At 34.4% G+C, this 18,674-nt stretch carries 20 protein-coding genes, 7 tRNA genes and 1 rRNA gene; 10 read left to right on the forward strand and 18 right to left on the reverse strand.

Going from position 1 to position 18,674, the window contains the following annotated elements:
* Window positions 1–3 precede the first annotated feature (3 nt).
* Window positions 4–525, forward strand: a complete 522-nt coding sequence (locus MMARC5_RS07955; protein ID WP_011869311.1) for a hypothetical protein — start codon at window positions 4–6, stop codon at window positions 523–525.
* Window positions 526–531: 6 nt separating this feature from the next.
* Here MMARC5_RS07955 and MMARC5_RS07960 read toward each other — a convergent pair whose 3' ends face one another.
* From MMARC5_RS07960 to MMARC5_RS08030, 15 genes are all read right to left on the reverse strand, one after another.
* Window positions 532–1,503 (reverse strand): ABC transporter ATP-binding protein, encoded by a 972-nt coding sequence (locus tag MMARC5_RS07960; RefSeq protein WP_011869312.1) that lies wholly within the window; start codon window positions 1,501–1,503, stop codon window positions 532–534.
* A complete protein-coding gene (locus MMARC5_RS07965; protein WP_011869313.1) occupies window positions 1,494–3,131 on the reverse strand; it encodes an ABC transporter permease in 1,638 nt (545 codons plus the stop codon). The genes MMARC5_RS07960 and MMARC5_RS07965 overlap by 10 nt, the downstream gene beginning before the upstream one ends.
* 31 nt (window positions 3,132–3,162) lie before the next feature.
* A complete protein-coding gene (locus MMARC5_RS07970) occupies window positions 3,163–4,194 on the reverse strand; it encodes an ABC transporter substrate-binding protein (protein ID WP_048058528.1) in 1,032 nt (343 codons plus the stop codon).
* Between the two features lie 231 nt (window positions 4,195–4,425).
* Complete coding sequence (locus MMARC5_RS07975) at window positions 4,426–4,986, reverse strand: hypothetical protein (protein WP_011869315.1); 561 nt, start codon at window positions 4,984–4,986, stop codon at window positions 4,426–4,428.
* Window positions 4,987–5,067: 81 nt separating this feature from the next.
* Window positions 5,068–5,685 carry a 4Fe-4S binding protein gene (locus MMARC5_RS07980; protein ID WP_011869316.1) on the reverse strand — a complete coding sequence of 206 codons (618 nt, stop codon included), beginning with the start codon at window positions 5,683–5,685 and terminating at the stop codon, window positions 5,068–5,070.
* Between the two features lie 52 nt (window positions 5,686–5,737).
* Window positions 5,738–5,812 (reverse strand) — tRNA-Asp (locus tag MMARC5_RS07985).
* Window positions 5,813–5,834: 22 nt separating this feature from the next.
* Window positions 5,835–5,908: transfer RNA gene (locus MMARC5_RS07990), tRNA-Lys, on the reverse strand.
* A gap of 28 nt (window positions 5,909–5,936) precedes the next feature.
* Window positions 5,937–6,011, reverse strand: a tRNA-Asp gene (locus tag MMARC5_RS07995).
* 16 nt (window positions 6,012–6,027) lie between these two features.
* Window positions 6,028–6,141, reverse strand: a 5S ribosomal RNA gene (gene rrf / locus MMARC5_RS08000).
* A 45-nt stretch (window positions 6,142–6,186) separates the two neighbouring features.
* Window positions 6,187–6,260, reverse strand: a tRNA-Lys gene (locus MMARC5_RS08005).
* 16 nt (window positions 6,261–6,276) lie between these two features.
* Window positions 6,277–6,350: transfer RNA gene (locus MMARC5_RS08010), tRNA-Tyr, on the reverse strand.
* A gap of 8 nt (window positions 6,351–6,358) precedes the next feature.
* Window positions 6,359–6,435, reverse strand: a tRNA-Pro gene (locus tag MMARC5_RS08015).
* Between the two features lie 46 nt (window positions 6,436–6,481).
* A tRNA-Thr gene (locus MMARC5_RS08020) sits at window positions 6,482–6,555 on the reverse strand.
* A gap of 159 nt (window positions 6,556–6,714) precedes the next feature.
* The gene (gene pdxS, locus MMARC5_RS08025) at window positions 6,715–7,614 is read right to left on the reverse strand and encodes a pyridoxal 5'-phosphate synthase lyase subunit PdxS (RefSeq protein WP_011869317.1); all 900 of its coding nucleotides are present in this window, start codon (window positions 7,612–7,614) and stop codon (window positions 6,715–6,717) included.
* Between the two features lie 120 nt (window positions 7,615–7,734).
* Window positions 7,735–8,373 (reverse strand): protein-L-isoaspartate O-methyltransferase, encoded by a 639-nt coding sequence (locus tag MMARC5_RS08030; RefSeq protein WP_011869318.1) that lies wholly within the window; start codon window positions 8,371–8,373, stop codon window positions 7,735–7,737.
* Between the two features lie 79 nt (window positions 8,374–8,452).
* Here MMARC5_RS08030 and MMARC5_RS08035 point away from each other — a divergent pair, with 79 nt between their 5' ends.
* Both MMARC5_RS08035 and MMARC5_RS08040 read left to right on the forward strand, forming a co-directional pair.
* Entirely contained in the window at window positions 8,453–8,935 is a 483-nt protein-coding gene (locus tag MMARC5_RS08035) for a CBS domain-containing protein (RefSeq protein ID WP_011869319.1), read from the forward strand.
* A gap of 18 nt (window positions 8,936–8,953) precedes the next feature.
* Entirely contained in the window at window positions 8,954–10,132 is a 1,179-nt protein-coding gene (locus tag MMARC5_RS08040) for a cation:proton antiporter (RefSeq protein WP_011869320.1), read from the forward strand.
* A 9-nt stretch (window positions 10,133–10,141) separates the two neighbouring features.
* Here MMARC5_RS08040 and MMARC5_RS08045 read toward each other — a convergent pair whose 3' ends face one another.
* On the reverse strand, window positions 10,142–11,293 hold the full coding sequence (locus MMARC5_RS08045) for an MFS transporter (RefSeq protein ID WP_011869321.1): 1,152 nt from the start codon (window positions 11,291–11,293) through the stop codon (window positions 10,142–10,144).
* Window positions 11,294–11,435: 142 nt separating this feature from the next.
* On the opposite strand from MMARC5_RS08045, the gene MMARC5_RS08050 reads away from it, so the two are divergent.
* Window positions 11,436–11,612 (forward strand): 4Fe-4S binding protein, encoded by a 177-nt coding sequence (locus tag MMARC5_RS08050; protein WP_011869322.1) that lies wholly within the window; start codon window positions 11,436–11,438, stop codon window positions 11,610–11,612.
* 45 nt (window positions 11,613–11,657) lie between these two features.
* Here MMARC5_RS08050 and MMARC5_RS08055 read toward each other — a convergent pair whose 3' ends face one another.
* Window positions 11,658–12,206, reverse strand: coding sequence for a helix-turn-helix domain-containing protein (locus MMARC5_RS08055; RefSeq protein WP_011869323.1), 549 nt, complete (start codon window positions 12,204–12,206; stop codon window positions 11,658–11,660).
* Between the two features lie 125 nt (window positions 12,207–12,331).
* Here MMARC5_RS08055 and MMARC5_RS08060 point away from each other — a divergent pair, with 125 nt between their 5' ends.
* Window positions 12,332–13,519, forward strand: a complete 1,188-nt coding sequence (locus tag MMARC5_RS08060) for an aminotransferase-like domain-containing protein (protein ID WP_011869324.1) — start codon at window positions 12,332–12,334, stop codon at window positions 13,517–13,519.
* Between the two features lie 2 nt (window positions 13,520–13,521).
* Here the strand turns inward: MMARC5_RS08060 and MMARC5_RS08065 are convergent, their stop codons facing one another.
* Window positions 13,522–14,706, reverse strand: coding sequence for a TIGR00375 family protein (locus MMARC5_RS08065; RefSeq protein ID WP_011869325.1), 1,185 nt, complete (start codon window positions 14,704–14,706; stop codon window positions 13,522–13,524).
* Window positions 14,707–14,727: 21 nt separating this feature from the next.
* Here MMARC5_RS08065 and MMARC5_RS08070 point away from each other — a divergent pair, with 21 nt between their 5' ends.
* From MMARC5_RS08070 to MMARC5_RS08090, 5 genes are all read left to right on the forward strand, one after another.
* On the forward strand, window positions 14,728–16,140 hold the full coding sequence (locus MMARC5_RS08070) for a tRNA pseudouridine(54/55) synthase Pus10 (RefSeq protein ID WP_011869326.1): 1,413 nt from the start codon (window positions 14,728–14,730) through the stop codon (window positions 16,138–16,140).
* A gap of 85 nt (window positions 16,141–16,225) precedes the next feature.
* Window positions 16,226–16,519, forward strand: a complete 294-nt coding sequence (locus tag MMARC5_RS08075) for a 50S ribosomal protein L21e (protein ID WP_011869327.1) — start codon at window positions 16,226–16,228, stop codon at window positions 16,517–16,519.
* A 48-nt stretch (window positions 16,520–16,567) separates the two neighbouring features.
* Window positions 16,568–16,891 carry an RNA polymerase Rpb4 family protein gene (locus MMARC5_RS08080; protein ID WP_011869328.1) on the forward strand — a complete coding sequence of 108 codons (324 nt, stop codon included), beginning with the start codon at window positions 16,568–16,570 and terminating at the stop codon, window positions 16,889–16,891.
* A gap of 100 nt (window positions 16,892–16,991) precedes the next feature.
* Window positions 16,992–17,576, forward strand: coding sequence for a DUF655 domain-containing protein (locus tag MMARC5_RS08085; protein ID WP_011869329.1), 585 nt, complete (start codon window positions 16,992–16,994; stop codon window positions 17,574–17,576).
* Between the two features lie 20 nt (window positions 17,577–17,596).
* Window positions 17,597–18,664, forward strand: coding sequence for a glycosyltransferase family 4 protein (locus MMARC5_RS08090; protein WP_011869330.1), 1,068 nt, complete (start codon window positions 17,597–17,599; stop codon window positions 18,662–18,664).
* Window positions 18,665–18,674 lie beyond the last annotated feature (10 nt).

Consider the following 18,674-nt stretch of genomic DNA (forward strand, 5'->3'; position numbering starts at 1 on the left):
ATTATGCCAAATATGTACTCCCATCTTGTTCTATCTAAGATATTTCTTGAAAATTGCCCTACGGATAATTTTGATTTAGATAACTTTTATTTTGGAACAAGTGTGCCGGATATTGGATATTTTTCAAAGATTGAGCGAAAAATTACTCATTTTTATAACTTGGATCCTGAAAAGTATTTTGAAGATAGCGCCATTTCTGAAAAATCTTTTTTAAAAGGATATAAACTTCATTTGTATCTTGACAATATCTGGAAATACGAGATAAGGCTTAAAAATAATATTTCAATCGAAGAAAATGCTTTAATTTATAATTATTTTGATGGATTTTTAAAAAATAAATTCAATATTGAATTAGAATATTTTAAAAACTTTATTTTAAATGGAAACTGCGGTTTTTTAAGAAAATTAAATATTGATAAAATTACGTGTGAAAACTGGAAGAAAGGTTCATTTTATAATATTTCTGAGTTTGAAGTTAATAAAAACTATCAAAAAATAGTTGAAGAGTATTTAAAAATTTGTTAAAAAGAATTAAATTGAAATAATACTGTTCTTATCAAAATCAAATGAAATTTCATCGCCTGTTCTAAAATCTGTTGAATTATTAGTTTGAATGGTAAATAAAAAATCACCGTGCTTTATAACATATCTTGTAATACTGCCCAAGAATTCTTGATCTAAAATTCTTCCATTAAAGTTTCCGTTTCCAAATTTCATTGATTCCGGCCTTACAAAATACTTTTTATCAGCGTAATTTTCAATATTTAATTCTTTTAATATCGAAAGGGGAATTTCATTAACAATTCCAATAAATTTGGCCACATGTTCTGTTTTAGGAGTTGAATAAATTGAATAAGGTTTTCCAAACTGTTCAATTATCCCTTTATTCATTACTGCAACTTTATCGGATAATGCTAGTGCTTCTTCTTGATCGTGTGTTACATAAATCGTTGGAATCCCGAGACTTCTTTGTAATTCTTTAAGCTCTTTTCTCATCTTTATCCTGAGTTTTGCATCTAAATTACTAAGAGGTTCATCTAAAAGCATTGCTTTTGGTTCAATTACCATTGCTCTTGTAATTGCAACCCGTTGCTGCATCCCACCACTCAATTCTTCGATAGAATATGTTTCATATCCCCCTAAATTCACAATATCTATTGAATTTTTTACTTTTTCTGAAATTTCATTTTTGCTTAGATTTTTTAGCTTTAAACCATATGCAATATTTTCAAAAACAGTTAAATGTGGGAATAATGCGTAGTTTTGAAATACCATCCCGATATTTCGCTTGTTTGGTGGAAGATTTGTTATATCTTCACCATTCAAAAAAAGTCTGCCTTGATCAGGTTTTTCAAATCCTGCTATAACCCTTAAACACGTTGTTTTTCCACACCCGCTAGAACCAACAAGAGATACAAGTTCTTCTGCGCATTCAAAATTAATATCTTTTAAAACCGTGTTTTCTTCGAAGTTTTTTGAAATATTTTCAAGTTTTAAAACCATTGTTTATCCCCTTTCAATCTCAATATCCCTAAAATTCCAATTATCGAGAGTATAACCATAAACATTGAATAGCATGCTCCAACACCGAGCTGCCGATTTATCGTTGATTCGAACACCATTGCAGATAACACTTTTGTATTTGCAGTCATTAAGAAAATTATGGAACCTAACGACTTTATTGTTGCAATGAAGGTATATATCATGCTAAATATTATTGCAGGTTTTAATAAAGGCAGCACTACTTTGTAAAATGTTTTTAACCGATTTGCACCAAGATTAAGAGATGCTTCTTCAACAGATTCTTCTATTTGTGACAGTACAGAATTTCCCGTTTTAAATGAGAATGGAAGCTTTCGAACCATACAATTCAAAATTATAATTGAAGATGTTCCGTTAAGTAACAACGGATAATTATTGAACGCTAAAAGGTAACCTAAACCCATAAAAGTTCCAGGTATTGCAAAAGGAAGGGTTATTATCAGATCCATTAGCTTTCGGCCGAAAAACTTTCCGCGATACACAATATATGAATAAGCAACACCTAAAAACGCCACCAAAATGCTTGAAGATAGGGAATATACTAACGTGTTTTTTATTGCCAATTGTCCTGCGCCAATTGCTTCATAAAAATAATCTAGTGTCAATGCATAGTTGTGGCCAAAACTCTTCGTAAATGATGCTACAAAAACTGCGAAAAACAAAAGATACGCAATTATTGAGAAAAATACTGCTGGAATCCCCAGAACTGTTTTTTGTAAGTTGCTAAGTGAATATTTTGTTAATTTGGATTTTTTGAGACCATAACCTTTGTGGTATTTAGAATATAGGTAAAAAAGGGCCAATGATGGAAAAAGAAGTACCACACTGAGAGTTGATGCCATTTGTGTGTTGTATCTTCCAATTATCTCAAAATATGATGCTGTTGCAAGGGTATTGAAATTTCCGCCAACGATTATTGGAGTTCCAAAATCCGCCATTGATTGCATAAATATCAAAAGCCCTGCGCTCAATATTCCTGGAATTAATAAGGGAAAGGTTACTTTTTTGAAAACCTGAAATTCGTTTGAACCAAGATTTCTTGCAGCATCCTCAAATTCTCCAGAAATTCCCAGAAGTACCGCAGAAATTATAAAAAACGCGGTTGTCGTGTAATCAATCGACTGCATTATCACGACACTTTTCCAGCCATAAATACTTGGTTCTAGCCCCAGTAACCCGTAAGTAATAGCCCCGTGCCGTCCAAAAAGAAAAACGTATGCGAGTGATGAAATAAATCCGGGTGTGATTATCGGTAGAAAAACTGCGACTTTAAAAAAATTTTTAAACTTGAAATCCGTTTTAAAAATGATTATTGAAAAAATAAAACCTAATACAATGGAAATTAGTGTTGAAAAGCACGCTACAACGACGCTGTTTTTTAAAATACTAAAATAGTACGAATCTGAAATAAATTTGGAATAAAATTCGAGTGTAAAACCGTTTGAGCCGTAAACCGACTGTATAAATACAACAAATATGGGGTACATTATGAATAACAATAAAAAAGCATTCGCAAGGATATAAAAACCATTTTCAAGGATTTTTGGGTAAATTTTTGGTAGCATTTCTTTTTTAAAAAGTTCTTTCATTTACTGCACCTGTAAAAAAATAGATAAAAAATTATTCAGTAGTTGAAATTTCTCGGTATCGGGATTCCCATTCATCCAAAATTCTATCTCTGTTTTCTCCCCAGTACACGAAATCCATGTCGATGAAATTGAGTTCTTCAGGGTTTGGAACTCCTTCGATAACTTCAATATCTCCCCTTACAGGTACACGAGGGCTTGCCTGCATCAATACTTCCTGACCTTCTTTTGAAAGACACCAGTCAACAAATATTTTTGCGTTTTCAGGGTGTTTTGCACCGTTTACTATTGAAACTGGTGAAGGCCACCAGATAACGTTATCCAAAAATACAGATTTTACAGGTAATTCTGAATTTGCGATTAATGTCGTGTGTGGATCAGGTGCTACACCATAAGCGTATTCACCAGCAGTTACTAAATTTCCAGGTCCACTTCCCCTTTTTGTAAGGAACGGAGTGTTTTGGTAGAATTTATCAAGGTAATTCCAGCCTTCTTCTTCACCATTCATTTGAAGAATTCCACATATTGTAAAGTATGCAGTACCTGAAACAGTTGGGTTTGATGCAATTAATTCACCACTGTAATCTTCGGTTATTAAATCATCCCAAGTTTCTGGCTCAGGTAATCCTTTTTCTGTCATTAAATCGGTATTTTCTAAAATTCCTATTGTAACAAGAGAAACTCCTATCCAGTAACCATTTTCTTCAACAAATAATGGATCAATCTCTTCTGCATTAGGAGATTTGTATGCTTCGAGTAATCCATCGTTTTGTGCACTTATAAATGCATCTATTCCTCCTCCAAGCCATACGTCTGCTGAAGGATTACTTTGTTCAGCCTTTAATCTGGAAAGTGCCTCACCAGATGAAAGGGACACGTATTCCATTTTTATGCCCGTATCTTTTTCAAATTCTTCTGCAATTAAATCAAGTCCTCCGTATGCAACATATACTGTCACAATCGGTTCTTCTTCAGATACTTCTGAAGCTTGCTGTTCAGTACATCCTGCAAACACGAGGGCCGCCATAATGCATAAGATAGCGAGTATGCCATTTAATTTTTTCAAGATTACACCTCCGAAATACATTATTTAGTGTTTATTATATTATTTAATAATTATCATTAGATTAAAAAATAGAGAATATACTAATTATAAAACTTAATATATAAAAACACCTCGTTGGACGTTCAAAAATTAAAAGCTATTTAAGAAGAGTAATTTGTAAAAAAGTATCTAAAACAGGATCATACGTTAAATTCAGATATTCTAAAAAACCTTAAAATAATTATTAAAAGCCTAATCCTCGATTTTTAAGTCGTATATCGATAGAGTATCTTGGAATAGGTATATTATAAAAAATGCCGCCATGAATGAAAGAATTTTATCTGCAAAATTCGTATAAAGTCCTGCGGCAAATGCGGAAGTTGGGATACCCTGTCCAAGTGCAATGATCGTTTGGGTAATATGTCCAACCCCTCCTTCAGTTATTCCGCCAAAGAAATATATTGAAACCATATTTCCCAAGATTGAAGAAATCAAGGATACAACTATCGCAGCCAAAAATATTGTTTTAAAATTAATGATTTTTGTATGGAGCATTATTCCAGTAGTAATTCCGATTAAAACATTTACAATTGCAAAAAGAAAATTTTCTTCAGATATAAAAATACCTGTTATCAGATTTGTAATAAGGCCCACAAGTGCCCCGATGTGCGGGCCCAAGATCATTGCACTAAATATCGTTCCGATGCTGTCAAGATACAGCGGAAAAAGATATATGCCTTCAATATATGTGCCAAAAACATTTAAGCCAATACTAAACAGTAAAATTTCTGAAAATAAAATTCCGTACCTCAAAAGATCCCCTCGAGTATGATATTTATCCTATTCTAAAAAAGTAATATATAAATGTTAATAATTGGCTAGTTCAGTGCTTTATTATTTAACGGGGCATACTTCCTCGCAATCTTTACAAAAAATGCAGGAATTTAAATCTACCTTGATAATTTTAGATTTTAGTGCATCTTGTGGGGATAATAAAGCATTAAGCGGGCAGAATTCAACACATTTCATGCATAAATTGCATTTTTCAGGATTTATTGAAATTTTACCGTTTTCAAAAGAAATTGCCTTTTTAGGGCATTTTTGAATACATAATTTACAGTTATTACATTCTTTTGTAACTTCGGGAACTTTTGGAATCGGCATTTCATTTTTTAAAATTGGAATTGTGCAAAATATTGAACAGTACCCACATTTTATACATTTTTCAGGATCCACTGAATATCGGTTTTTTTCAATTGCATCAACAGGACATGCATTTGCACATGCACCGCAGTGCTCACAGATTATATCTCGAAATTTAAAAACAGATATTGCGTTTGTTGGACATACATCAACACATAACCCGCAACAAATACACTCATCGAGTTCTGGATTCTTAGTTTCCCCGATAAACTTTGGATTTTTATAGGGTTTAAATAAATTAAAAATAATATTTTTTAAAAATTTTCCTTTTGTAAAAATTTTGTTGAATTCTTCGTCGTTGTAGGACATGTTTTCACAATAAATCCAAATATATCAATTAGTTTGAATATTATTAAAAAAGCGCTCTGGCCGGGATTTGAACCCGAGTCACAGGAGTGACAGTCCTGTATGATAGGCCGAGCTACACCACCAGAGCATGTGAAATAAATAATTTTGAGCGGGCCCGAAGGGATTCGAACCCTCGACCGCCTGATTAAAAGTCAGGCGCTCTACCAGACTAAGCTACGGGCCCATGTTGCGTATGTTGAAAATAGAAAAGGCGCTCTGGCCGGGATTTGAACCCGAGTCACAGGAGTGACAGTCCTGTATGATAGGCCGAGCTACACCACCAGAGCATGTGAAATGAGAAGTGACCGGCAGCGTCACATTGTTCCCACCAGATGGCAGTACTTAATGAATCGCTGGAGGGCTTAATTTCCGAGATCGGGATGGGATCGGATGGACACCCCCGCTTTGACCGCCGTATCAAAACAGCTGGAGTTTGGAACTCCAATGTACGTGTTTTTTGAGCGGGCCCGAAGGGATTCGAACCCTCGACCGCCTGATTAAAAGTCAGGCGCTCTACCAGACTAAGCTACGGGCCCAGAAAGAATATGTGAGTCCCGCGAGCCGGATTTGAACCAGCGACATGCGGATCTACAGTCCGCCGTTCTACCAGTCTGAACTATCGCGGGAATATAAGTGGTGGGCCTGCCCAGATTCGAACTGGGGTTTCAGGATCCCAAATCCCAAAGGATGACCAGGCTACCCCACAGGCCCATAAGACGACTTATATTTGAACTTACCTATTTATAAAGGTAACTCAAGCCCCGGGGGGGATTCGAACCCCCGACCACCTGATTACAAGTCAGGCGCTCTACCAGGCTGAGCCACCGAGGCAATTTGTTCGCATACTCAATAATAGTATCATTATATATAAAGCTTTCGGTAGTTCAATATTCTTGTTAAATTATTTTTTCAAATAATTATCGTGTTTTAGATTTAAAAAGATAGTATATAATTCAATTTAAAGTAAAGATTGAAGTGATAAAGGCAGAATTAGATACCTCTTTTTGCGAGAAGCTTTTCTTCCGGAATTTCATCGATATTTATTCCAACCATTGCTTCCCCTAAGTTTTTGCTTACTTCTCCGATTACGTCTGCTTTATCGAAGTTGTAGGTTGCTTCAACGATTGCTTTTGCTCTTACTTCAGGGTTTCCGGATTTGAAAATTCCTGATCCAACAAATACTCCATCACAGCCCATCTGCATCATTAAAGCTGCATCTGCAGGTGTTGCAATTCCCCCAGCTGCAAAGTTTACAACAGGGAGTCTTTTAAGTTCTGCAACTTCTGAAATGAGTTCCATTGGAACTTTTAATTCGTTTCTTGCCATTTGAATTAATTCTGCTTCAAGACCCATTTCTTTGTAGCCCACAACTCTTGCAATTCCTTCGTTAACTGCTCTCATGTGTTTTACAGCTTCGACAACGTTTCCAGTTCCAGCTTCCCCCTTGGTCCTAATCATTGCTGCTCCTTCATCAATTCTTCTCAAAGCTTCGCCCAAATTTCTTGCACCACAAACGAATGGTGCGGTAAATGCTCTTTTATCGATGTGGTTTACTTCGTCAGCAGGAGTTAAAACTTCACTCTCGTCAACCATGTCAACACCGATTGATTCTAACACTTGCGCTTCTACGTAGTGTCCAATTCTTGCTTTTGCCATTACTGGAATTGATACTGCATCTTTAATTTCTAAAATCATTTCTGGGTCGGACATTCTTGCAACGCCGCCTTGTACCCTAATATCTGCAGGAACTCTTTCCAAAGCCATTACTGCAGCAGCACCTGCATCTTCTGCAATTTGTGCCTGTTCCACGTTTGTAACATCCATTACAACCCCGTGTTTTACCATTTTAGCAAATCCTCTTTTCAAAAGGTCTGTTCCTAATTTTTTCATTCTATCTCTCCCTTTCTGGTATTTCCTAATTTAATAAGCGTTTCAAAATTAGTTTTATTTTCAAATATAAAAAAGTATGTCGATTTTTTGATATATCAAATTTAAAAAGGATAATCAATCTCAAAAGCCATTTTCACCGATTAATGGAACAAAAGCAACTTCCAGAAGTTTTTCTTTGAATATTTTACCATTTATTTTCTTGTATCTCATTAAAGTCTGAAAATGGCTTCCAACAGGTGCAAGTATTATTCCACCATCATTTAACTGTTCAAAAAGTGCTATTGGAACATTTGGTCCAGACGCAGTAACATATATCCGATCATATGGTGCATTTTCCAAATATCCTTTTGTACCATCCCCCAAAACCACTTCAACATTCTCGTATCCAAGTTCTGAGAGTACTTGCTTTGATTTTTCAAAAAGTTCAGGTATTCGTTCTATCGTTGTAACTTTTCCAGATTCACCAACAATTTCAGAAACTACTGCTGCATGATACCCCGAACCGGTTCCAACTTCAAGCACATTCTGCCCCACATCCAGATCGAGTTCTTCACACATTATTCCAACCATGTGTATTGCAGAAATTGTCTGGCCGCATCCGATTCCTAAAGGGCTGTCGATGTATGCGTATTCTTCCATGGCTTTAGGAATAAATTTGTGCCTTGGAACGCTCATTAATGCATCAATTACGCTCTGTTTTTGGATATAACCTTTTGAAATTAAGTTTCCAATAACCCCAATAATTTCGTTTAAAGGCATTGACTCCCCCTAAAAAATTGATTAATATTTATATCTTCAAAAAGATATATAAATCGGCTTTAAACTCTTGGGTGAATATATGGAAAATCTTGAAAATGCACTCGAAAAATATCATGACATTAAATTGAAACATGTAATACCGCCAATAAACACAATGCCTGTTGTTTGTTGTAATGACCCGATTATTAACGTAATGGAACTTTTACGATCAAGACATCACGTTTGGGTTATAAATTGCAAAGAAGAAGGTAGTTTGCTTGGCGTCATAAAATATTTAAGTGTTATAGATTTTTTATTGCCTCCGGACAAACATAATCTATACATTGGAAGTACTCGTTCAGCTTTGAAATCGGTAATCGGCGGTGCAAAAACTGCAAAAGAAGTTATGGAAAAAAATGCACTTGCAATCAGCCATAATTCAACGGTACTTGAAGCATTGTTAAAAATGAAAAGATATAATATCCAGATTTTAGCGGTGCTCGATGATGATGAAAGATTAATCGGCGAAATAAGTTTAAAAATACTGATTGACAAATTTTTGAGTCTTTGCTTAACTCAGTAAATAATAGAGGGGTTTTTAATGGAAATTAGCTGGGTGTTGTTTACCATCGGTATTGCGATAATTTTTGGTAAACTTGGTGACCACCTGATGAATAGATTGGGATTTCCGGGCGTTCTCGGCGAAATGCTTATGGGGATGCTAATTGGAAATCTGGTATTTTTTGGATTAGTAAGTCCTGATCATCTCACAATTCACAATAACGAAGTTTTTGATTTTTTATCTAGACTCGGGATTATATTCTTGTTATTTTTAGGTGGGCTTGACACAGATTTATCAGTTTTAAAGAAAACTGGCAAAATTGCGACAGTTTCCACGGTTTTTGGTGTTTTAGTTCCACTAGTGATGGGTTATTTTGCAATGCTGTATATGGGATACAGTAGTGTCGAATCGTTTGCAGGAGGTGTGGTTTTAACTGCAACGAGTATTGGGATTACTGTAAGAGTAATGATGGATTTAGGTGTGCTAAAAAGTGAAGTTGGTGCTGCATCGCTTAGTGCAAGTATTATGGATGATTTTTTAGGAATCATGCTGATTATATTTGCAGTAGGTAGCGGTAGTATTCTTGGACTTTTAGGAAAATTCGCAATTTTCTTTATAATTACGGGATTCCTCGCCATGAAATTTGTAAATAAATTCATCTCATTTTCAGAAAAACTCCATGTAGAAAAAGGAATACTGTCCCTTGCAATTGCAGTTATGTTTTTATTCTCGTTTTTAGCAGAGAATTGGTTTGAAGCTGCTATTGAAGGATCTTTTATGGCAGGGTTAGTCCTCTCAAGAACCCCTGAAGGTAAAAATTTAATTGAAGATGTAAAAACAATAGGCTACAGTATATTAATTCCATTATTCTTTGTGTATACAGGAGCTTCCCTTAATTTAACAATTTTTGGAGATTTTGATGCGCTTTACCTTGCTTTGGTACTAACTGCAATTGCAATTGTGAGTAAAGTTGTTGGAAGAGGATTTGGTGCCAGAATTATGGGATGGAACATGAAAAAATCGCTTCAAATGGGAATCGGATCAATTCCAAGAGCAGAAATTGCGTTAATCAACCTTATGGTTGCAATACATGCAGGAGTAATTTCCGAATCCAATGTTGGAAAATTCATTGCTGCGACAATGATATTTATCACGATATCGATTATTTCAACCCCCCCACTATTAAAATGGGCTTTTGCAGAGGAATCGGAAATTTAATTCTGTTTTTTATTTTTTTATAGAAATATATGCAAGATAACTTATTAAAAAGGAAAATACTGCCCCTATTTTATACATGTTTGAGATTCCAACGATATCTGAGATATATCCAAGCAGTACTGCTCCAGAAAAGATTCCGACATTTATACTTGCGGTGTAAAGTCCCATTGCTTCTCCTTTTCTTTCATGAGGAATATCTCGAATTGCAATTGAATTTATTCCAGGAGTACTCATTGAAGCTCCGATCGATGCAATAATCAATGAAATAAACATTGCAGTGAATGATGTGGACATTGCAAGAACAAACATTCCCAAATTACCAATGAAAATTCCGTGTAATATTATGCTGTTTCCTTTTTCGTCGAAAATTTTTCCGAATTTTTTCTGAGTTACTGCGAGAACAAAATTCATTGCTGCGAGCATTGCTCCGATTTTAAATGCAGAAATTCCGTAATCATAAGCGTAGATTGCCAGATATGCAAGAATCGCGCCTCTTGAAATTGTTAGTGCAATATTTATGATAAATGCTGCGCTAAAATTTCTCATTTTTAAAAATTCTAGTGAAAATAAATTTTTCCATGCTAGTTTTTGTTTTTCCAGAGGTTTGGGACCTTCATCCAGTTTAAAATATGCTATTATTGATGCAATTATCCCTAAAAATCCCCCTACATAAAAAGGAACCAAAAATCCATACATGTCTGCAAGTAGCCCGCCAAGTAGTGGGCCAACTCCAAAACCAAGAGCTATGGCAGAATTAAATACCCCCATATATTCTCCAAGTTTTGATTTCGGAGAAATCTGTGCGATATATGACCCAGCAATGGGATTTACAAATGCAGAAAAAACCCCCGTAAATGTCCTAACTAATAATATACTTGCAAATCCCGATACCAGACCATAAAATAAAGTAGTTACCCCATAAAGAAAGGTTCCGCCAACCAAAAATACTTTTTTTCCGTAATTATCAGACAAAGTTCCTGCAGGAAGCTGAAAAATCGTTCTAGCTAGTGCAAATGAGCCAAAAATCAGCCCGATCTGAAAATTTGATAATCCGTATGACTTTGCAAATATCGCGAGAAGTGGCGAAATCAGCCCGATACCGAGCATCGTCACAAAAATTGTGATCCATAAAACGTAAATACCGTTCATTTTTTCTTTCATGACTTTTCACATTTTATTTTTATGATACAATTTCTTTTGATAGATAAATACCATGTGGCAATTAGAAAAGTTTACAAACCTATAAAAATATGTAATGCTTATTGGAAATAAACCCGAAAAAAACACTAATTGAGGTGTAATTATGGCATATGTAGTAAAAGAAGATGAATGTATCGCATGTGGAGCTTGTGTTCCCTCATGCCCTGAAAACGCTATCTCAGAAAAAGATGATGGTAAAGCAGTTATTGACCCTGCTAAATGTACTGGCTGTGGCGATTGCGCTGATATTTGCCCTGTAGCATGCATTAAAGAAGAATAAATTTGAATCTTTAATATTATTCCCTATTTTTAATCTATTTTTAAATTACTCGTAATGAAGGATAAGATTTAATTTTGTAAGTTTTGAACCCTTATTTTCATAAACGTGGGATTTATTCGCATTAAACCTGATTGTATCATTTTTTTTAAGGAAATAATCAATTTCACCTATTTTAAGTGCCAATTCACCTTCAAAAACAGTTATAATCTCTTCGGTTCCTTTTACGTGTCCTTCTGAATAATACTTGTGTCCAGGCTTTATTTCAACAATATATGTTTCAAATCTGTTTTCATCGTCAAATGGAATTATTGGATAGAGTTTATGGCATTCCCCCTCAAAAACCGGAGTTAACTCTTCAAAATGTATCAGATCAATTTCTGGTTTTTCATTCTTTAAAAGGGATGTGAATGAAACCTTTAATCCATTTGAAATCTTTAAAATTGTTGAAATTGTAGGGTTTACCTCCCCTCGTTCTATTTGACCGAGCATACTTTTACTTACTCCAGTTAAATTAGATAAAGCATCTAAACTCAGATCTTTTCTTTTACGAATAATTTTCAGATTTTTAGAAATTACTTCGTTTAAGTCATTCATGGTTTTCCTCGTGCACTATAATGTATATATAGATTAAGATATACTACCATATAACCAATATAATGTATATTTGTATGTTATGAACTACCAAAAATATATCTTTATCGAAAATTTGGGGAACGCATATGGCATTAAGCTACTCAAAACGAATGGAAAAAATTAAATCATCGGAAATAAGGGAAATATTAAAAGTTACCCAGAATCCTGAAATTATATCTTTTGCAGGAGGCCTTCCTGCACCGGAACTCTTTCCTGTAGAAGAAATAAAAGAAATTTCGGTACTTGTTCTTGATGAACTGGGTCCAGAGTCCCTCCAGTACGACGTAACTGAAGGGTACCTCCCACTTAGACAGTATATTTCAGAAAGAATGAATAAAGTATTGAAAACAGATGTTACAAAAGATAACATTTTGATCGTCTGCGGGTCCCAACAAGGTTTGGACTTTTCTGGAAAAGTATTTTTGGATGAAAATGATGTAGTTTTATGTGAAAGTCCAACTTATCTTGGAGCAATCAATGCATTCAAATCATACGAACCGCAGTTTAAGGAAGTTCCAACTGACGACTTCGGAATGATTCCAGAAGAGCTTGAAAAAATTTTAAAAACGACATCGAATGTAAAACTCATTTATGCGATTCCTGATTTTCAAAACCCTACTGGAAAAACATGGACTCTTGAAAGAAGGGAAATATTCATGGAAATAATCGAAAAATATGAAATTCCGGTAATTGAGGATAACCCTTACGGAGAATTGAGATTTGAGGGAAAAATGTTGCCTTCATTAAAATCAATGGATCAGAATGGCCTTGTAATTCACTTAGGAACGTTTTCAAAGACTTTTTGTCCTGGTTTGAGGGTAGGGTGGATTGCTGCATCAGAAAATATCCTTGAAAAATATATTCTTGTAAAACAGAGCGGGGATTTGCACACATCGTCATTTTCTCAAAGGCTTATTTCAAAAATGCTTGAAAATTATGATTTTGATGAACGAGTCTCCAAATTAAAAGAATTATACAAAGGAAGAAGAGATTTGATGATTAAAACAATTGCAGAAGAATTTCCAAACGGTCTCAAATATACAAATCCTGAAGGCGGACTTTTTACGTGGGTCGAACTTCCTGAAAATTATAATGCACGTGAATTTTTAGATGAATGTATTAAAAATAACGTTGCGATCGTTCCAGGAGGATCATTCTTCCCAAACGGTGGCCATGAAAATTCATTTAGGCTGAATTACTCGAACATGTCTAATGAAAGAATAGTTGAAGGAATTAAAAGACTTTCAAAAGTTTTAAAAGAATATTTAAATTAATTTTATTTTTTTACCCATGAATCAAGGGTTAATTTTGGTTTGTACCACTTAACGCTTACTGGAACTTTTGAGATGTGGCCGTATTCCCCACCGCCGCCAGGGTAGATATATATTTTGTCTGTTCGGAATAGTTCAATTATCTTTCCAACATGCTCATTTATTTTTTTAACTTCGTTTATATCTTCATTTATTAAAATATCAATCTCATTTCCGTATTTTGTAATATACTGCTCCCAGATCGTATCTACAGATTTTGTTCCGATATTCTTTCCAATTGCAAGTGAAATTATTTCTGCAAGAGGGATTATTTTATGGTATTCTGGCCTGAAATCTGGATGAATTACTTTTTTATCCTTTGAAAGTTCCAATGTTTTATCATGAACCCCTTTTTTTATCGTTCCTTTGCAGTCAGGGCATTTGAAATTGTTTTCTACGGCATCTTCCAATGTAAATCTTGTAAAACATCTGGTACATGCGGTTAAGTGATATTTTCCAAGATTTGGGTCAAGTCCATAGTTTGCCGTTATTTTATTATGTTTTAAAACCTTTTTTATCTCTTCGAAGTTCGTTTCAAGTCCGCCAAGTTCATCCACGTCCATCTGGTTAAATTCCCGTCCAAGCCGGTGGGAATAAAATGAATGAGCATCAGAATTGCTTAAAAAAGGTAAATCTCGAAGTTCTTCAACCATATCAGCCATATCAGTATCTGCAGAAAGTCCTAACTCGATAAAATCCGGTTTTTTTCCATAACAGTTGTAAATTGACGTAAATGACTTGTAAATACTTGTCCACGGCGTAAATGCATGAGCTGGGCCCATAAGTCCGCCTAAATCCCGTACTGCATCGAAAATTTCCATTCCGCCTAATGAAACTCTGGGCCTACCATCAGCGTCAATATTTTTTGAAAATTTTGAAAATTTATCTCTTAAATCGTGAGCCTGAGAAGTATGTGGTAAATATATCAAGTGGTGAACTCGATTTCTATCCTCAACCTCTGTTGAAAGAAGAAGTGGCTTATCCGCGTATTTTTCGATTTCTTCGAGCCATTTTGCGTGTAAACAGTCTCCAGTCGCAATTAAATCGAGACCTTTTACTGGACCATATTTTAATATATTCCCGATATCCATATACTTAGAAGTTCCCATAGAATATTTTGAGTGAATATGTAGATCCGCATTTATTATCATGAAATCACCTGGTGAGATTATATGAATATAGATTATTCTGTTTTAAAAAAATACCCATTGTGCGACAGATGTTTTGGAAGACTTTATGGAAAACTTATTAGGTCGAGTAATTTTGAGAGGGGACACGCCTTAAAACTTGCAAAAGCAATCGAACTTGAAGAAGATTTAAGAACTACCCTTGAAAAAATGAATGAATCATCTGAAACTTCTGAAGTGAATTCAACAGATCTTGAAAAATTAGAAGAAATCAAAGAACTGATGTATGCACTCCATAAAACAGGTACTTCAGGAATAAAACTTGATTTAATTCATGATATCGAGAAATACGAAACAAAATTTAAAGATGAAGCTGAATACGAAAAAACAGAAGAGTGTGAAGACCTCTGTCCTTGGTGTAAGGGAATTTTTGAACCTGAAAATATTGAAAAAGTTGCTGAAAATGTAGTTGATGCACTTTCTGAATACGAGTTCGACAGTTTTTTGATTGGTACAAAACTTCCAAAAAGGTTTAAAGAACTTGAAAAAGAGATTGAAACTCCATTTATGGAAAGTATAAGGCAGGAATTTGGAAGAGAACTTGGAAAAGTTGTAGTTCCGTTAGTTAAAAGGCGAGTTGACAAGGAAAATCCTGATATCGTTGTAATGGTAAACCCGTACAACCAGAAAGTTACGCTTCAGGTAAACCCCGTATTTATCAAAGGAAGATATAAAAAACTCGTTAGAGGAATCCCGCAAAGCCACTGGCACTGTAGGGCGTGCAGAGGAAAAGGCTGTGAAAAATGTAATTTCACAGGTAAACAGTACATGACTTCGGTTGAAGAAATCATTGCAGAACCGTTTATGGAAGTTATGAAAGGAAGTTCAGAAGCACTTCACGGTGCAGGAAGAGAAGATATCGACGTTAGAATGCTTGGAAATGGAAGGCCGTTTGTAATTGAAATAAAAGAGCCAAAAGTAAGAAAAGTTAATTTAGAAGAACTTGCTTCAAAAGTTAATGAATCTGAGACTGTTGAAATAATAAATGTTGAATACGGGGTTAAAAAGGACGTTCACTTCTTCAAAAATGAACCGCATAAAAAAACATATCTTGCCCATGTTGAGTGTGAAGAAAAAGTATCGAACGAAGAAGTGGCTGAATTAGTAAATGAACTCGAAGATTTGACGATTGATCAAAGAACGCCCGATAGAGTCTCACATCGAAGGGCTGACCTCGTGCGTGTACGTAAGGTATATAAAGCTTGGCCGCATATGATTGATGATTATAACTTTGAACTTAAGATATTCTGCGATGGCGGATTATACATCAAAGAACTTATTAGCGGCGATGAAGGGAGAACTACTCCTTCCGTTTCGGAATTGCTAAACAATAAATGCATCTGTAAATTTTTAGATGTTTTGGATGTTCACGACTATGATGATGTAGAAAATATCTAAAATAGAAATGGTTATATATTGGTAGTGAAAAAAAGGATAGACACTATGCCAATTATTTTCATGAAACACATTAGGAGGAATAATTATGCAAAAAAGTGAAGGATTTAGAAGCAAAACAAGATATAAACTTCAGAAACACCCAAGACAGAAAGGAATGGCTCCATTAACAAGAGCTTTAAAATGCTACACCGAAGGAGACAGAGTTCACGTAGTACTCGACCCTTCAGTACAGAAAGGAATGCCGCACCCAAAATTCCACGGTAAAACTGGAGTTATTGTTGCTCAAAGAGGAAGATCATTCTTAGTTAGAGTAAAAGATGGCGGAAAATACAAAGACATTATTGCTAGACCGCAACACTTAAGAGAATCTAAATTATAATTATTTTTAGATATCTTTTTTTGAGACTAATCTGTTTTGAGGGAGATTATGATTGGAAAGGAAATTATTTCCGAAAAATACACAACAATTGCTCATGCAACCGAAATTATGGATGAAAGAGCAGATTTTGACGAATTATCTTATGAACACGGTTGTTCACTTGACTATTTAAGAAAATTTTCAACAATTAGTAAAGAAGATGCTGATGCCATGTTTGAACAGCTCACAAATTTAGGGCTAACTGAAAAAATGGCAGTTAAAATTATAGACTTACTTCCAGAAACAGAAGAAGATCTGAAAATCGTATTTTACAGAGTTGACGTCCCTGAAAACAAGGACGAAATTTTAGAAGTAGTTAGTAAATTCAAATAACGCTTTTCTACCATTTTATTATTGAATCAATTAGTTTTTTATTGAATTAACTCGATATTAAGTAATGTTATTTTAATTTCCAACATTGATAGGTGTAAGTATGAGAGAGGGGCATGAACAAAATAAACGAGAGTTTGAAGATTACGCATACGTTTTGGACTTCTTAGAATATGGCTACCCTGACGATACTAGGCCACTTCACCAAAAAAAACCGATTGCACAGGCTTTTGGTGAAAAACAGTTTGTAATGATGGAATTAACTTTTAAGGATAATCAGGTTGCAGATCTTGCAGAAAAACTCTATATCGGTAAAGGTAAAAGGGAAAAAGTAGAGTTCGTGTCAAAAATGTTAAAATACGACCAACTAACCCCTACTGCAAAAACTGAACTTCTTCACGTAATAAAAGAAGCAGTTAAAGCTCAGGAAGAACGATTCGTTGAATTTTTAAACAATTGTGGGCCAATTACAAACAGGATGCATACATTACAGTTACTTCCAGGAATTGGTAAAACATCAATGTGGAAAGTAATAGAAGAACGAGAAATAAAGAAATTTGAAAGCTTTAAGGATTTTGAAGATAGAGTTAGGAAAAATATAGTTGATCCACTCTCAAAAAGAATAGAAGAGGAACTAAAAGAACCTCAAAAACACTACATCTTTGTAAAGTGGAAAACTAGCCACTAATCTCTTTTTTCGGTGTTATTTTGAAAATATTACTTCCATCAATATACTATCCTTTTATTGGCGGGATTTCAATCCACGTTGAAAATTTAATAAAAAATTTAAACAAACTAGATGAATTCGAATTTCATATCTTAAACTACAGTTTTGAAGACACCATTGAAAATTCTTTTGAAAACGTTACTGTCCACAAAATTCCCTATTTTTCAAAATTAAGGGGTCCAAGTTACATTTTAAATGGATATAAAATCGGAAAAAAAATAATTCAAGACGAAAAAATAGATTTAATCCACAGCCACCATGCAGCTCCGCAAGGGTTTTTGGGGGCAGTTTTAGGCAAAAAATGCGGTATTCCGACAGTTTTAACACTTCATGGAAGCGATGTATTGAATCTCTCAAAAAGCACTTTTGGAAAATACTTTTTTAACTATGCAGTTAACAATTCCGAAAAAATAATATGTGTTAGCAAATTTTTAAAAAACAATCTAAAATCAAATTTTGATATCGAGTCTAACGTCATATATAATGGATTTGATGAAGAATTATTTAATTCGTCGAATAAAGATTGCGATTACGGGTTATTTGTAGGATCCCTTGTTGAACAGAAGGGAATCTTTTATTTTTCAGAAAGTATTAAAAATATCAACTTTAATTTTAAAATTATTGGAAATGGCCCATTATATAATAAAATTCTGGATTTTATAAAATTAAATGACATTGAAAACGTTGAATTGCTCGGACAAAAATCACAAAGTGAAGTTTCAGAGTATTTAAAAAATTGCAGCTTTTTAGTACTTCCTTCGATTTCAGAAGGACTTGGAATGACCATTATTGAAGCAATGGCCTGTAAAAAGGCAGTCATCGGAACTGATGTCGGCGGAATTCCTGAACTAATTAAAGATGGAATAAATGGATATATCGTTTCTCCAAAAGATACAAAAGTTCTCAAAGATAAAATAAACTTGCTTGTAAATGATAAAAATTTAAGAAAATCTCTTGGAAAAGAAGGCTTGAATTATTCAAAAAACTTTTCTTGGGAAATTTCTTCAAAAAAAACTTATGAGATATATAATTCATTATTAACTGAATAATTGCTTGTGA

Source organism: Methanococcus maripaludis C5 (genome assembly GCF_000016125.1).
GTDB lineage: Archaea > AGJL01 > Methanococci > Methanococcales > Methanococcaceae > Methanococcus > Methanococcus maripaludis_D.

Bases quoted from the DNA above. Each gene is read 5' to 3' on its own strand.
- MMARC5_RS07955 (WP_011869311.1), top strand. From the start codon at position 4: ATGCCAAATATGTACTCCCATCTTGTTCTATCTAAGATATTTCTTGAA.
- MMARC5_RS07960 (WP_011869312.1), bottom strand. From the start codon at position 1,503: ATGGTTTTAAAACTTGAAAATATTTCAAAAAACTTCGAAGAAAACACG.
- MMARC5_RS07965 (WP_011869313.1), bottom strand. From the start codon at position 3,131: ATGAAAGAACTTTTTAAAAAAGAAATGCTACCAAAAATTTACCCAAAA.
- MMARC5_RS07980 (WP_011869316.1), bottom strand. From the start codon at position 5,685: ATGTCCTACAACGACGAAGAATTCAACAAAATTTTTACAAAAGGAAAA.
- pdxS (WP_011869317.1), bottom strand. From the start codon at position 7,614: ATGAAAAAATTAGGAACAGACCTTTTGAAAAGAGGATTTGCTAAAATG.
- MMARC5_RS08030 (WP_011869318.1), bottom strand. From the start codon at position 8,373: ATGCCTTTAAACGAAATTATTGGGGTTATTGGAAACTTAATTTCAAAA.
- MMARC5_RS08035 (WP_011869319.1), top strand. From the start codon at position 8,453: ATGGAAAATCTTGAAAATGCACTCGAAAAATATCATGACATTAAATTG.
- MMARC5_RS08040 (WP_011869320.1), top strand. From the start codon at position 8,954: ATGGAAATTAGCTGGGTGTTGTTTACCATCGGTATTGCGATAATTTTT.
- MMARC5_RS08045 (WP_011869321.1), bottom strand. From the start codon at position 11,293: ATGAAAGAAAAAATGAACGGTATTTACGTTTTATGGATCACAATTTTT.
- MMARC5_RS08050 (WP_011869322.1), top strand. From the start codon at position 11,436: ATGGCATATGTAGTAAAAGAAGATGAATGTATCGCATGTGGAGCTTGT.
- MMARC5_RS08055 (WP_011869323.1), bottom strand. From the start codon at position 12,206: ATGAATGACTTAAACGAAGTAATTTCTAAAAATCTGAAAATTATTCGT.
- MMARC5_RS08060 (WP_011869324.1), top strand. From the start codon at position 12,332: ATGGCATTAAGCTACTCAAAACGAATGGAAAAAATTAAATCATCGGAA.
- MMARC5_RS08065 (WP_011869325.1), bottom strand. From the start codon at position 14,706: ATGATAATAAATGCGGATCTACATATTCACTCAAAATATTCTATGGGA.
- MMARC5_RS08070 (WP_011869326.1), top strand. From the start codon at position 14,728: ATGAATATAGATTATTCTGTTTTAAAAAAATACCCATTGTGCGACAGA.
- MMARC5_RS08075 (WP_011869327.1), top strand. From the start codon at position 16,226: ATGCAAAAAAGTGAAGGATTTAGAAGCAAAACAAGATATAAACTTCAG.
- MMARC5_RS08080 (WP_011869328.1), top strand. From the start codon at position 16,568: ATGATTGGAAAGGAAATTATTTCCGAAAAATACACAACAATTGCTCAT.
- MMARC5_RS08085 (WP_011869329.1), top strand. From the start codon at position 16,992: ATGAGAGAGGGGCATGAACAAAATAAACGAGAGTTTGAAGATTACGCA.